At 41.0% G+C, this 14,662-nt stretch carries 10 protein-coding genes and 1 tRNA gene; 7 read left to right on the top strand and 4 right to left on the bottom strand.

The genetic code is table 11. The features are described 5' to 3' along the window. The first annotated feature begins 3 nt into the window (after positions 1–3). A complete protein-coding gene (locus tag JWG40_RS01890) occupies positions 4–1,113 on the top strand; it encodes an NADase-type glycan-binding domain-containing protein (RefSeq protein ID WP_205284182.1) in 1,110 nt (369 codons plus the stop codon). Positions 1,114–1,136: 23 nt separating this feature from the next. On the opposite strand, the gene JWG40_RS01885 is transcribed toward JWG40_RS01890, so the two are convergent. Then, on the bottom strand, positions 1,137–2,744 hold the full coding sequence (locus JWG40_RS01885) for a glycerol-3-phosphate dehydrogenase/oxidase (RefSeq protein WP_205284181.1): 1,608 nt from the start codon (positions 2,742–2,744) through the stop codon (positions 1,137–1,139). A 97-nt stretch (positions 2,745–2,841) separates the two neighbouring features. Between JWG40_RS01885 and tyrS the strand changes: the two genes are divergently transcribed. Further along, entirely contained in the window at positions 2,842–4,068 is a 1,227-nt protein-coding gene (gene tyrS, locus JWG40_RS01880; protein ID WP_205284180.1) for a tyrosine--tRNA ligase, read from the top strand. 71 nt (positions 4,069–4,139) lie between these two features. Next, on the top strand, positions 4,140–5,330 hold the full coding sequence (locus JWG40_RS01875) for a polysaccharide deacetylase family protein (RefSeq protein ID WP_205284179.1): 1,191 nt from the start codon (positions 4,140–4,142) through the stop codon (positions 5,328–5,330). A 151-nt stretch (positions 5,331–5,481) separates the two neighbouring features. On the opposite strand, the gene JWG40_RS01870 is transcribed toward JWG40_RS01875, so the two are convergent. The 3 genes from JWG40_RS01870 to JWG40_RS01860 all read right to left on the bottom strand — a co-directional run bounded on the left by JWG40_RS01870 (position 5,482) and on the right by JWG40_RS01860 (position 9,489). Continuing rightward, complete coding sequence (locus JWG40_RS01870; RefSeq protein WP_205284178.1) at positions 5,482–8,736, bottom strand: efflux RND transporter permease subunit; 3,255 nt, start codon at positions 8,734–8,736, stop codon at positions 5,482–5,484. A gap of 26 nt (positions 8,737–8,762) precedes the next feature. Continuing rightward, the gene (gene def, locus JWG40_RS01865; protein WP_205284177.1) at positions 8,763–9,302 is read right to left on the bottom strand and encodes a peptide deformylase; all 540 of its coding nucleotides are present in this window, start codon (positions 9,300–9,302) and stop codon (positions 8,763–8,765) included. Between the two features lie 114 nt (positions 9,303–9,416). Then, positions 9,417–9,489 (bottom strand) — tRNA-Ala (locus JWG40_RS01860). A 75-nt stretch (positions 9,490–9,564) separates the two neighbouring features. Here JWG40_RS01860 and JWG40_RS01855 point away from each other — a divergent pair. Genes JWG40_RS01855 through JWG40_RS01840 form a run of 4 tightly spaced genes read left to right on the top strand, consistent with a single transcriptional unit; the run spans position 9,565 to position 14,660 of the window. Then, positions 9,565–9,876 carry a hypothetical protein gene (locus tag JWG40_RS01855; protein ID WP_135658528.1) on the top strand — a complete coding sequence of 104 codons (312 nt, stop codon included), beginning with the start codon at positions 9,565–9,567 and terminating at the stop codon, positions 9,874–9,876. Positions 9,877–9,880: 4 nt separating this feature from the next. Beyond that, positions 9,881–12,628 carry a SpoIIE family protein phosphatase gene (locus JWG40_RS01850; protein ID WP_205284176.1) on the top strand — a complete coding sequence of 916 codons (2,748 nt, stop codon included), beginning with the start codon at positions 9,881–9,883 and terminating at the stop codon, positions 12,626–12,628. Next, positions 12,625–12,966 (top strand): STAS domain-containing protein, encoded by a 342-nt coding sequence (locus JWG40_RS01845; RefSeq protein ID WP_205284175.1) that lies wholly within the window; start codon positions 12,625–12,627, stop codon positions 12,964–12,966. The genes JWG40_RS01850 and JWG40_RS01845 overlap by 4 nt, the downstream gene beginning before the upstream one ends. 47 nt (positions 12,967–13,013) lie before the next feature. Further along, the gene (locus tag JWG40_RS01840) at positions 13,014–14,660 is read left to right on the top strand and encodes an acyl-CoA carboxylase subunit beta (protein WP_205284174.1); all 1,647 of its coding nucleotides are present in this window, start codon (positions 13,014–13,016) and stop codon (positions 14,658–14,660) included. Positions 14,661–14,662: the final 2 nt, after the last annotated feature.

The raw sequence follows: 14,662 nt of genomic DNA, 5'->3' as shown, positions 1-14,662 counted from the left end.
TCCATGGGTCTGAACCAATCTACTTTTTCTACAATTCTTCCTTCTTTTAGAAATTCCTATCCAACCGTTTCTCTTTACCTCGTAATTTTCCTATCCGTTTTTGCAGGCTTCCAATGTAAGGGTTCCGAAAAACAATTTGATTATTTGCGAACCCAAAGTGTAGGCCAAGTCAGTCCCGAAGAACCGTGGCGGTTCAGCCCAGAATTTTCTTTAGATAACAAACTCTCCACTTCCTTTTGTGCCAATTCCAAGGAGGTGGGTTCTGGATTTACATTGTATTTAAAATCCTATTCGGAGTTTTCCGCCTTACAGATATTCAACGGATTCCATAAGTCTGCTCTGGATTTAAAATCGAATGATGCGGTGAAAAAACTTCGCATTACAACATTTACTATGGAAACAGAAGATTTAAAATCGAAATTGAATATCGGTTCCACAATCGATTTAGAACTGACGAAACCCAAGTTTGGCAAATCGGGATTTCAAGTATTGGATTTAGATTCTAAGTTCCAAGGTAATGTCATTCGATTCGAAATTTTAGAGACCCATGGTCTTGGTTCCACGGGACGAGTTTGTATTTCCGAAGTTTCATTTGGGGAAATAAAAAAAGATAACTTTGTATCTTACCCTTGGGTTTCCTTTGATAAAATTAAAAATACCATCATTCAATTTGGCAAAGCGGAACGCCACTTTTCTGGATTCAAACAACTGGTTTTGGCCAATGAAAAGGGAACCATTTCCTTTTATGACCAAGGAACCATCCTGCCTGTGTTTTTTAAATCCGACCAGACTTTTAGTTTTTCGGAAATGTATGGAGAGGGAGATCCTTTGGGATTTTTACCTTCGATTGTGGGAACTTATAGCATCCTCCAATCCTCAGAAGAGGGACTGGAGCTCAATTTAAGTTATTATGATAATGGTGGGATCGAACGGAATATTTCCTGGATTTTTAAACGAGCCGAAGTGGGTGATGAAGACTATGAAAACTTCAAAACTAAACTAGGAACTCAGTTTTCCGAAGTTTTCAATCCCAAAACCCACTACTTACTGGTGTTAAAAGAAAAAGAATCTGGAAGGACCTTTTATCATTACGAACTGGCCAAACCGAAATAGAAATATCTAAGATTTAATGGTCATTATGTGATCGTTTTCTTTAAATCTTTGATATGATTAAGGAGTTCGTTTAAAGAAGATTTTTTTTCCGTTTCCTTCCAGCCCAGTTCTTTGCCGAGGGCATTGGCAACAGGAACTGCCAAAGATTCTGCCAGTTTCAAATCCAAAAACACAACTCTCCACCTTCTGGAAAGAACATCAGTAACAGAAAGTGCAAATTCCTTTTTCACAAAATGTTTGATTTCTTCTAGAAAGTAACCGGACCCTTTTTTAAGTTCTTTTGGTTTTTTTCCCAGAATGAAGGAAACTTCACCGCCATAAGCATCCACCAAACGAACCGAAGTATCATAAGAGAGATCATACAGAGTTTGGACCTTAGCGACTAAATGTTTGGAATACCCATCGGCTCCGGGGAAAGCAAAACTAGCTGTCACACAATTCATCTTAGGTGGTAAGTTACCTACGGAAATAAGTTTGTCAGTAAGGTCTTCTGCCATTTTACGAAAGGTAGACCACTTTCCTCCAGACATGGTGACAAGGCCTGATTCGGAAACAAGGATAGCCTCCTCTCTCGAGATCGACTTTGTATCTTTTTTATCACCCGTAGAGATCAGAGGCCTGAGTCCAGAAAAAACGGATTCAATATCCTCTTTGGTTAACTTGGTATCCAAATAATCATTTCCGGTTTTGAGTAAAAATTCTACTTCGGATTGGAGAGGTAGAGGTTCCTCATCAATTTTTTTGATGGCTGTGTCGGTGGTTCCGAGAAGCACTTTACCTTCCCAAGGGATGACAAATACCACTCGTCCATCGGCAGTTTTTGGGATGATCATGGCTGTGCGACAAGGTAACTTTTGTTTGTCGAAGACAAGATGGATTCCTTGGCTTGGAGCAAGGACGTTTTCTGCCTTGGGATCGTCTAGTTTGCGGAGAGAATCAATCCAAACTCCCGTGGTGTTTGCAACCACCTTCGCTTTGATACTGATTTTCTTTTTAGTGAGTAAATCTTTGGCTGTGACCCCAATGATTTTTCCCTTTGAATCTTTTAAAAAGGAGGTCACTTCGATTCGGGATAAAACATCGGCTCCATTTTCTTTGGCTGCGCGGACGGTTGTTATATTTAAACGAGAGTCATTGAACTGTGCATCGTAGTAGGCGATTCCGCCTTTTAGTTTTTCTTTTTTTAAAGAGGCAAAATAATCCAAGGCTGTTGCTTTGGAAATTCTTTCATGTCCCGGAACAATGGATCTACCAGCAAGGATGTCATACATTGTAAGTCCAATGGAGTAAAAAGGTTTTTCCCACCAAACATAAGTTGGTAAAACAAACTGTAGCGGTTTTACTAGGTGAGGAGCATTGATGAGGAGACGTTTCCTTTCCGATAAGGCTTCGTAGATTAGTTTGAAATGGAACTGGGTGAGGTATCGAACCCCTCCATGAATGAGTTTTGTAGACCTGGAACTAGTTCCTGCCGAGAAATCTTGTTTTTCGAGGAGGGCTACTTTGTATCCGCGAAGAGATGCATCCAATGCCGTACCAGATCCAGTGGCTCCACCGCCCAGTACTAAGACATCGTAGTCAGTTGATTCTAATTGTTTTAGTGTTTGTTTTCTTTCATCTAAATGATTCATAAGGGTTTTTACGTACTTTGGTGGTTGCCTATAGAGATTCTAAGGTTAGTATTGTCAAAAGTCACCATTTCGACCATCGAAAATTTTTGAATTTGTTATGAAAACTGAAAGAGAATTGAACCAAGAATTAGATACCATCCGCCGAGGCACTGTCGAGATCATTAGCGAGGCAGAACTTTTAGAAAAGATCAAATCCAAACCTAGCCTTACCATCAAGGCAGGTTTTGATCCCACAGCCCCCGATTTGCATTTAGGACATTTTGTTTTACTTAGAAAACTGAAACACTTCCAAGACTTGGGTCATGAAGTTTGTTTTATGCTTGGTGATTTTACGGCAATGATTGGTGACCCCACGGGAAAATCAGAAACAAGAAAACGTCTTTCGAAAGAAGAGGTATTGGAGAATTCCAAAACTTACCAAAACCAAGTTTTTAAAATTCTAGATCCGAACAAAACAAAAATCCTCTACAACTCTCATTGGTGTTCGGAGATGAAGTTCGAAGATGTTTTGATTTTAACATCGAAATATACTGTGTCACGCATGTTAGAAAGAGACGACTTTACCAAACGCCATAAAGCGGGAACTCCTATCTCCATGATTGAGTTTTTATACCCACTCGTACAAGGGTATGATTCTGTTGCGATGAAAGCGGATGTGGAACTGGGGGGAACTGACCAAAAGTTTAATATGTTAGTGGGTCGCGACTTACAAAGAGAATACGGTCAAAAACCACAATCGGTCATTACGCTTCCGCTCCTCGTCGGTTTAGATGGTGTGAAAAAGATGTCCAAGTCTCTTGGCAACTATGTGGGTGTGACAGAAAAACCCATTGATATGTACGGAAAAATCATGTCTATCTCAGATGATTTGATGTGGAATTACTTTGAACTTTTGACAGACCTTCCTCGGTCGGAAATGGAAAACAGAAAGGCTGGGATCACTTCTAAAACCCTTCATCCGAAAGAAGTCAAAACGGAACTGGCCCTCCTTGTGATGGACCAACTCCATCCAGAAGAGGAAAACAGAAAGGCAGTGGAAGAGTGGACAGCCATCCACAATACCAAAAACCGAGCACTACCAGATGAAATTCCTACCGAAACACTTGATTCGACTTATTTTTCAGAAAAACCACCTCTACTAGTTTATATTTTGTCCCAATTGAAATTCATTCCGAGCGTTTCGGAAGGGCGTAGACTCATCCAGGCCGGTGGTTTGTATTTGGATGAAGAAAAAATTACTGATCCGGGACTCTCTTTGGAGCTGGGAAAAGAATATCTGATCCGCCAAGGAAAGAAGGGAAAATTTTTAAAGATAAAGACTTAAGGGAGATGGTAGGTCGTTTTAGAACGACTGATCCAAATCCGATATTAGGTAGTAAGGAAACCCATACCCGCATGTCCCTCGACCCGACAAACGAAGAAAAGGAAATTCAGGATATCGTTCATGAACTTTCCCAGGACATCGAAAAGGACCGGTTGTTCGCAAAAAAACTTCGTAAGTTTGCTCTTGTTTCTGCCCTCTCTTTTGTTGGGATTACGGTTCTTGTCCTTTGCGGGTATTTACTCTATCTTAGTTTGAGTGTCACCAAACTCGAGTCAGAAGTAAAAGAAAAAGAAAAAAATCTTCGGGAACTCGAACAATCCCTTTTTTCTCTTATGTACCAAGAGCAACTTCGCGAGGAAAAAGCTTTACCGGGAGACAGCGAACCCGATACGGAACTTGCCAAACAAGTGGAAGAGAATGTTCAGTTCTTAAAAGAAGTGAGCCAAAATACAAAAGGGCGCAATGTCCTTCGGGGAAATGAAACTCAGAAAGAAATTGCGCTTACCTTTGATTTGGCGACAGGGGAAGAGCTTCCTGTATTATACAATTATATCAAAGAACATAAAATCAAAGTGACTCTCTTTCTATCAAACGAAAGGCCTTCGGATATCAATGGTTCCTTCTTTATCCGTCAAAATTTAGATTATATTAAAAAAATGGCAAAAACAGGATCGGTGGAATTTGGAAACCATACTTGGTCCCATTTTAACTACCAAAGATCGGTGACAGAAACTTCCTTAAAAAAGCGAATGGTACTCGATTACCTTTCCAATTCGGTTCTTGACCTCCCTCGAATGGCAGAAGAGTTAAAACGTGTGGAAGATACTTTTCATTCTCTCACCAAACAAGAATTAAAGAAATATTACCGTCTGCCATACGGAGCACTCAGCCAATTGATTCTGGATGCCCATGCTAGTTTGGGATATACAGACCACATTATGTGGTCAAATAATTCAAAAGGATCACTCGATTTACCGGATTACATCAGCAAACAATTCCTTTATAAAAAAACATCCAAAGGCAAAAAGGAAGTGGTTCGTAATCCTCATTACAAAACGGGTGAGGAAACTCTTTCTTTTTTGGAAAATTGGGAAAAGGCAGATGCGAACGGAATGAACGGCGCCATCATTCTCATGCACTTAGGTGGTCCAAGAAAATTTGATAAATTGATTTATATCCTTCCCACATTCATTGAACGAATGAAAGAGAAAGGGTATAAATTTGTAACACTAACTGAAGTGTTAAATGATAAAAAGGATTAAATCCTTTTTTGTTATGTTTCGATTCCCCAATCACAGGTTTTCATACTCACCAAGAAATTTGAATGAATCCATTTCTGAATTCGTTCAAAACCTACCGAATCACAGTTTCTAGTTTTGTTAGAAACCGTTATTGGGATTCAATTCATTCTTCTTATACCAATCTCTTCTTTCTTGTATGGTATTTAGCGACCATCCAGTCTTTAAACGAATACAAGTTCAGGTAAAATACAGGCACCATGATTAGGGTGATAAAGGTCGCAAAAGCGAGTCCCCAACCGAAGGCCAAAGCCATGGGAACAAGGAATGGATCTTTTCCTCCAATTCCATAAGCTGTTGGAAGGAGTCCAAGCACTGTCGTCACTGTAGTTAGCATTACGGCCCTTAGGCGAATGCTTCCCGCTTCTACCAGGAGTTCAAAAGTGGATTTACTCGGATCTTCAATCCTGAGTTGGTTGGCACAATCCACAAGAACAATGGAGTCGTTGACAACCACCCCCGCAAGCCCGATGATTCCAAGGAAAGCTAGGAAAGAGAAGGGTTGGCCATGCAGTAAAAATGCAAAGATCACACCAATCACGGCAAAGGGAATGGCACTCATCACAATGAGAGGTTGTGCCAAAGAACGGAATAAGGAGGCGAGGATCATATAAATGATAATGAGACCGACTAAGAATGCTCGTCCAAGAGATGCCATCGACTCTTCTGTATCTTTATTTTCTCCGGAGAAACGAACAGAATACCCAGGGTATTTGGCGATGATTCCTTCGGTGAGTTTTTTTGCTTCCAAGTTGACTTGTCTTGAGGAAGAAAGTGTTTCATCAATATTGGAAGTGACTGTAAGTAAACGTTTGCCATCCAAATGGTTAATGGAAGCTCGTCCAGGCTTTCTGTCGTGACTGGTGAGTCGTGAAACGGGGATTAGGTTTCCTGTTAGGTTGTTTACGTAAACTTTATTGAGGTGAGTGAGGGAAGATCTATATTCTTCTGGAAACCGAACCCTTACATCCACTTCCTCATCGGCCCGTTTGATTTTTGTGGAAACCGTTCCTTGAAGTGCGGTGTTGATAGCAAGAGATACCGATTGAACACTCACTCCAGCAAAAGAAGCCAGAGTTTCATCCACAGAAACTCGGATTTCATCTTTTCCTTCATTGAAGTCGTCACCGATGTCTGTGACCCCATTGATTTTTGCGAGTGCGGCCTTGAATTCTGCGCCAATTTTAAGTAAGGTAGTAAAATCATCTCCTTTGATTTCAATAGCAACCGGTTTCCCCACTGGGGGCCCACCTGCCAATTTTTCAAATTCGAGATTGACTAACTTCCCTTTCAAAGGAAGGAATTCTTTGGGAGTTTCGGCTATGGGATGAGCTGTCTCTTCTTCATTCCCTAAGTTTTCTTTGGCTAGTTTTTCTTCCAAAAGAAGGAGGGCCTTTTCATTTAACATGAATTTGGTGTTCTGGCGAACCACTTCGATGATTTTTTCTGTGGACCTTTCTCTATTGTCATCAGGAGTTAAATAAACCATCACTTGCGCATAGTTTTTCCCACGTTTGGTGAATGGATCATTCGGATCTTTTTGGATGATACCCACTCGGGAAATATAGTTTTCCACTTCCCCTTGGGGAAGTTTACTAACGGCATGTTCTATGGCCTGAACGAAACGATCGGTTTCTTCTAATTTTAAACCAGTTTCTGCGGTGACTCGCACTTGGAAGGTCTCTATGGCACCAGGAAAGAGTTTGAATTTCCCGAACTTGATTTGGATGGCGAGAGAAAAAACAAAAAGACCCATAAGTAGGCCCACCATTTTCCATCGGTTCCTTAGTGCAAAACTAAGAAGGGGAAGGTAGGTCCGCTCTTTAAACTTCACAAACCAATGAGATTCTTCTTTTACTTCACCTTTCATGTCTGTGGCTTTACTCACATCATACAAGTGAGAAGGTAACATAAAGAAGGCTTCAAATAGGGAGCTACATAAAGATAAAATCACAACAAGCGGAATGGAATGGATGAACTTTCCAAAGATCCCTGTCATAAATAACATCGGACCAAAGGCAGCAATGGTGGTTGTGACTGTGGCGGTGACGGGTGCGAGTACTTCACTTGTCCCTCGCATGGCAGCTTCAAATGGTTCTTCGCCCATTTCTAAATGGCGGTATACGTTTTCGCAAATAATAATGGCATCATCTACTAAAATCCCCACCACAATGATAAGACCCATCATGGAAATCAAATTTAAAGTGAGACCCATATAGTTCATGGCAACAAAAGTCATCGCAATGGAGATAGGAATTCCGAGTGCAGTCATCAGTGCCATACGCCAGCCAAGAAAGACAAATAGCGAGGCGGTTACGAGAAATAGTCCCGATACGGCATTGGAAGTTAAAACTCCTAAGCGACGACGAATGTATTTTGATAAGTCATTCACAAAGGCATGTTTGACTGTTCCTCCAGAAGACTTAATAAACTCTTCTACTACAAGTTTGGAATCATCCACAACAGTGATGGCATCAGCCTTTTCTCGTTTAATGACTGTTAGGGCAATGGCAATATCCCCATTGGATTTGTCCAAATAATCCGAGTCTTCAAAGCCTTCAGTGACTCGAGCGACATCACGAATTCGTACAGAACGTCCTGCATCATTGGAACGAACAAAAACATTTTCTATTTCTTCGGCAGTATCAAATTCACCAACGGTGCGGACGATGATTTCTCTTGTTTTTTCATTGATATTCCCGCCAGGAAAATTGATGTTTCTAAGACGAAGGGCATTGATCACCTGGGTAGAAGATAGAGAAAGGCTTCTTAATTTGTCGGGATCTAAGTCGACTTTCATTTCCCGTTCTCGCCATCCGCGTTTTGTAATCCTTGCTACGGTAGGTAAATCTTTTAGTTTTTCTTCCAAAATTTTGGCTTTGTCTCGCAATTCTTTTGCATTTAACAAAGGTTTATTGTCTTTGGTTACTGAAGATAAATGGATTTCAATCACGGGTTGTCTTGCTGTTGTGATTTCTGTGACGATTGGATCATCCACATCTTCTGGGAGATCCTGAATCCGGTCGATGGCAGATTTCAAATCATCGACTACTTTTTGAGTATTTTTTGTATTGGGATCAATGGTAACGATAATCCCTGATCGGTTTTCCAATGAAGCAGAACGAAATTCTTTGATTCCATCCACTTCTTTGATCGCATCTTCCAAAGGTTTGGTAACTAGTTTTTCCACATCGGCAGGGGCAGCCCCTGGGTATACAGTAGTCACACTCACAATATCAAAATTGATATTGGGGAAAGCTTCTCGGTTCATTGTGGCGGCTGTAAAACCACCCACAAGAAGGATAAGAAAAGTCAGAAGGTTTACGAATAAACTCTTTGAAAGAAAATATTGAACGATGGATGAGCCCATATAACTCCTATAGGAGAAAAAACTAATTAATCTAACAATTTACCAGCAGTATCAATGTCTTCGTTATAACCGAATAACTTTGTACTTTTGAGTCTGTCTACATAGAGAACTCCGAAGAGGTGGTCGCACTCATGTTGTAAAACAATAGCACGATAACCGGTAATGATTTCTTCATGTTCTTCGAAATTTTCATCTCGCCATTTCATTCGGATTTTATCGGGCCTTTCCACGTAACCACGCATACCTGGAACCGAAAGACAACCTTCCCAAAATCCATCACCAGGCGGTGAAAGGGGAGTAATCTCCGGATTCAGGATGATTTGGTTCGGAACTTCTGGGGTTCCAGGGTATCTTTCGTTGTCATCGTCTTGGCCAACAACAACTAGTTTTTTGAGCACACCAATTTGGGGTGCGGCAAGGCCTACACCGTCCGCGTGTCTCATGGTTTCAAACATATCTCGAATCAGTTTTTTGAATTCCTTGGTTTGGATTTCGGATTCGGTTACATCTTCGCTCGTTTGACGGAGTAAGGGATTGCCAATCTTGAGGATTTTTCTAACAGCCATAATCTAATATGGAATAGATTGGAAAAGGTCACTGATTGATCAAGTGATCTCCACTCCAAATGAAAAAGAATTTGACAGGGAAGGGTTCGAACGCTGAAATCTCGGGAGGGATTTTGGAGACGAGGGGAATCGAACCCCCGACCTTTTGAATGCCATTCAAACGCTCTCCCAACTGAGCTACGTCCCCTTGTGCTAATCCAAGGTGAGTGACCGCGTTTGTCTGTCAACAGAATCCTAAAATGGCTAAGGAACCAGAGATGTTATGGGACAAGATACAGTAGAAGAACTGACTAAAAAACTGAAAATCCAATCGGATATCATCAAAGGCTATGAAAAAGTTCTTAGACTAAACGAACAAGAATTAGCAAACGCCGATGAGATCATTCGGATGTATGAACAAATTATCGATTATTCGCGAGTGGAGCTGAGAGAAGCCAAAGAAACTGTACAGGCAAGTTCCATGGTATCCAATCTAAGCCGGGACGAACTTATGTCTGCCTTCGACAAAATAAAATCATTGGAAGATGCAAATCGAAAATTAAGAGAAGAATCACTAAAATTTAACAACGATTAAACCATTGAAACCCAGCTCTCTTCCGCCAATCATTCGAAAAAACGACGAAGGCGGATTTTACCTTTCATCTTCTTCCGAATTGGATGACTTGTACCATTTTATTCTTGGTCAAGCCAAACGACTTGTCTCAGCAAAATCAGCAGCTTTCTATTTTAGAAATGAAAGAGGGAACCTTAGTCGTTTTGGTTTAGTCGGCGACAAAGCCAGTGCGGGTTTGGTAGCCAAACATGTTTTCAAAACTCGCAAAAGTATCCTCATCAAAAAAGGCTCTCATTTAAAGGATTCGGATGGTCCTGTAGCTGAATCATATATTGCATGTTATGTGGGTGACGAAATAGGGGACTTAGCTTTAGGTGTTTTGGTCCTAGAGGGTATCAAACATTTTCAAAATTTTTCCGAACAGGATTTAGACTTAATTAATTATTTTAGTGCCAACTTAAACGCGTTATTGAAAGACACAGTCCTTTCAGAGGCAGAACCGCAATTTTTTAATTCCCTTACCACTTCCATTTTACTCCTCATCGACAATGCCAACATTCATAATAATAATAACAGACTTCAGTATTTTTTAGAGGAAATCATTCGAGTTGCGGTTCTAATCAATACCAGTGTTGATTTAGAACGTGTTCTTGTAATGGTGATGGAATCGGCAAAATCAGTGTTCCGCACAGAAGCAAGTTCGCTACTTCTGTTAGATGATAAAAAGGAGTATCTGATTTTCCATACAGTGACTGGCGAAAAACGCGAAGAAGTGGCTAAAATTAAGGTTCCTGTGGGCCAAGGGATTGCGGGAACGGTTGCTGTTACCAAACAACCCATGATTATTAACGATGCTCAAAATGACAATCGGGTCTTTCGAGATGTAGACAAAGCATCCAATTTCATTACAAGAAATATTCTCGCAAGCCCCCTCATTGTGGGAGACGAGGTCATCGGTGTGATTGAAGCCATCAACACCATTGACAGAAACAATTTTAGCCAAGACGATATCGATACCTTTTTGTCTTTTTCGAGCGCTTGTGCCGTAGCCATTCAAAAAACGCGGTTACTCGAAAACCTTAATGAAACCAACTTAGAACTCAAACAAAAATTAAGTACTTTGGAATCTATTTTTGATTTAGGCCAAGCTGTCCTCGAATCTCATGATGAACTGGGTCTGATGTCCAAAACTTTGAGTATTCTCACCAAAGAATTGTCATGCGAAGATGCGGGAATGGTCATCATTGAGGAAAAAAACAAAAACCGCATCCAAGTTTATGCAAGACAACTCGGAATTGTTCGGGAGTCATTTTTTCCGATGCAGGAGAGTCGTCTTTTCCTAAGTCTTATGGAATCGGGGAATCCGAGGATGGCAGTTGTTTCTCCACAATTGGAAGATTCTTTTTTGGAGTTAGAAGCATATACTTTAAGGAAAAATTTTCTCATTTTGCCTATCGCTCCTCGGGGAGGGAGTTTAAGAGCCGCACTCTATGTGAGTGGAAAACAATCGGCACATTCCTTTAATGAAACAGACCTTCGGATGTTAAAGACTTTGTCTTCTCCGCTTGCAAAGGCTTACGAAAACTTAAAACTCAACCAAGAGATCATCACAAAAAAATCGATTGAAAAAGAAATCGAAATTACAAGAAAAATCCAGAACAATATTCTTCCGAACTCACTCATCCAGTCTCCGTTATTTGATTTGGGTGTGATGTCTGTAGCCGCCAAAGAAGTGTCCGGTGATTTTTATGATTTCCATTCTTTTGGTGAGGACCAGTTTTCTTTTTTAGTGGCGGATGTGTCTGGAAAAAGTTTGCCTGCTGCCATTTTTATGGCAATGTCTAGTTCTATCATTCGCACTTTATCTAGAACCACTGATCTTTCTCCTTCCGAACTTCTTTTTCGTGCGAACCAACTTATCTACGAGGATTCTCAGTCAGGAATGTTTGTAACTCTTTTCCTTGTAAATTACCAAAGAAGAACCAGGACTTTGAAGTTTGCCTCGGCTGGCCACAACGACCAAATTTGGATTCGTAAAGATGGAAGTTTTGAACTTCTCAAAGGGAAGGGCGCACCACTGGGTGTGGTTCCGCATACCAACTACCAAGGGGGAGAGATTCAAATTGAACCGGGAGACATTTTGGTCTTTTATACCGACGGAGCCATTGAAGAAAAAAATCCCGATGAAGAAGAGTATGGTCTTGATCGTTTTATAGAATTCATTATTGAAAGAAGGCTTGATTCTTCTCAAAAAATCGTGGAAGCAGTTTACGATGATATCCGTAAGTTTTCTCGTTCCGAAGAACAATACGATGACTTTACCGTCATGATCCTAAAATTTGCAGAAGTAACGAGTTTTGAAATTTCGAAAGTATTTCCTGCTCATCCCGATGCAATTCCCGAACTTCGCGAATTTATTTCTGAACATTTAGAAGGCAAATTCACAAAACCCTTTGCCTTTGATGATGTTCTTATATCTTTGGATGAAGCAGCGACCAATATAGTCATGCACAGCTACAAGGATACAGAACTAAGCCATCCAAGTTTTGAATGTAGATTGGAATTGATTGGAGACAATCTTAAAGTTGTACTCATTGACGAGGGAAAACCCTTTGACAGAAAAAAAGTTCCTAAACCTTCCGTAGAAGCCAATTTAAAGGGTGAGCGGAAGGGAGGATTTGGCGTTTATCTTATGGAGACTCTGATGGACAAAGTGTCCTACGACTTCAACGGGAAACAAAACATAACCTATTTGGAGAAAACTATTGTATGAACGATGATAAAATTGGAATCCATTCGGAAGCCGTTGGAGACAAGCTGGTTGTACATGTCCAAGGCAATTTGGATGTTCACAACACACATAAAATAGAAAAGGATTTGATGGCCCTTGTCGGTGCCGCAGGCAAACCAGTCATTTTCAATTTAAGTGATGTTCCCTTTATTTCTTCTGCAGGACTTCGATTGCTCGTAACAACGCTGCGTCTTTGCCAAGAACAAAAGATAAGTATTTCGATTTGTGGTCTCCAACCGGCAGTTGAGAAAGTATTCGATATCATAGGAATGCAGCAGCTATTTACAATTTATCCTGATTTGAGCTCTGCTCTGAAGTAAAAATCACTTTTCTAAGTGATCCTAAACAAAACATTGGAAAAAAACTTATGGAAACCAAGCAGTATTCCCTAAACAACCCGTTCAAAGAAACCAAGGCTCCGGAAACGCAAACCGGAATTTATGATGATGCTCTCAAGCTAGGAAAGGAACTCATTGAGAAACCAATCCTTGGAGGCGGGGAAGATAGAATCCGCGTCCAACACTCCAAAAGCCGTATGACGGTTTGGGAGAGAATCAAAGTCCTTACTGATGAAGAACCTAATATCACCTACCAAAACTGGGGACCCAATTTAGACGGGGCTTCCATTGTCACTGGAATTTTAAATATCAAAGGCCGTGATGTTGCAGTCTACGGACATGACTTTACACTGCGTGCGGGTTCCATGGACGCAACGAACGGAAGTAAACTCGCTCGTCTTATCCAAATGGCTGGAACTCATGGGATCCCGCTCATAGGGATGAACGACTCTGCGGGCGCCTATGTTCCTGCGGGAGTGGGTGGACTTGACGGATATTCCGAAGCATTCACCGCACTTCGTAAGATTAGTGGAGTGGTTCCTTCCGTAATGCTCATGTTTGGGTTTAACGCTGGTGGTGGGGCATACTTACCGCGCCAAGGTTCCTTTATGATCCAATGTGATGGAACCTTCTTTGGACTCACGGGACCTGGAGTTGTGAAGTCCGTTCTTGGGGAAGATATTTCTGCCGAGGATTTAGGTGGACCCAAAGTTCATGGGCAATCAGGTGTGGTTGACCTTGTCACAGGTGATGAACTCGGATCTCTTAGAACTGCCATTCGCCTTCTTTCCTACTTACCAGACAATAACCATAGTTTTGCGCCGTTTTATCCTACTTCAGATCCTGTAGACAGATTCATTTACGAAGAAGACATTCTTTTTCGAAAAACCTTCAATTCCCCAACAGGAATGAACACTCCATTTGATATCACTTTGTATTTACAACAAATCTGTGACCATGGGGAATTCTTTGAATTACAACCACAAAGAGCAAGAAACATTGTCACAGCTTTTGGTCGGATTGGTGGACATGTTGTTGGTTTTCTTGCCAATAACTCTGCTGTTTCTTCTGGTCAGATTGATATCGGTGCTTCTCGTAAGGGAACTCGTTTCGTAAGATTTTGTAACTTATACAATATCCCGATGGTTTTCATTGAAGATACAACGGGTTTTTTACCAGGCCGTGACCAAGAACACAATGGAATTGTTCTCGAAGGTAGAAAACTCCTCGATTCCATCATTGATCTTCGAACTCCTAGGCTCACTCTGATCATCCGTAACGCGTTTGGTGGAGCTTATGCAACATTTAACTCGTATTTTACGGGAGCCTCTATGGTTTTTGCTCTTCCTACGGCAAGGATTGCGGTAATGGGTCCTGCTGGAAAAGAGTATGTTTACAAGGATGAAATCACAGGAATTCAAAAAGAATTTTTGGCTAATGTCAAAAAAGGTATGAGTGAAAAAGAAGCCGCTTCCGTTCGCGATGCCAAACTTTTCGAAATAGGCCAAAGATACGAAAAAGAACTGATGAATCCAAAAGAAGCACTCTCTCTTGGTTCTGTTTCTTCCATCATTTTACCAGGATACACAAGAAATGTGTTATCTAAAAACTTGAGTTTCCTGATGTCCAAATACAAACCGGCGGAAATGTCCGGTCCTCAAAGGGAGTTTGAATAATT

The organism is Leptospira abararensis (assembly GCF_016918735.1).
GTDB classification, from domain to species: Bacteria; Spirochaetota; Leptospiria; order Leptospirales; family Leptospiraceae; genus Leptospira_A; species Leptospira_A abararensis.
This window is presented reverse-complemented; position numbering and strand designations above follow the sequence as displayed.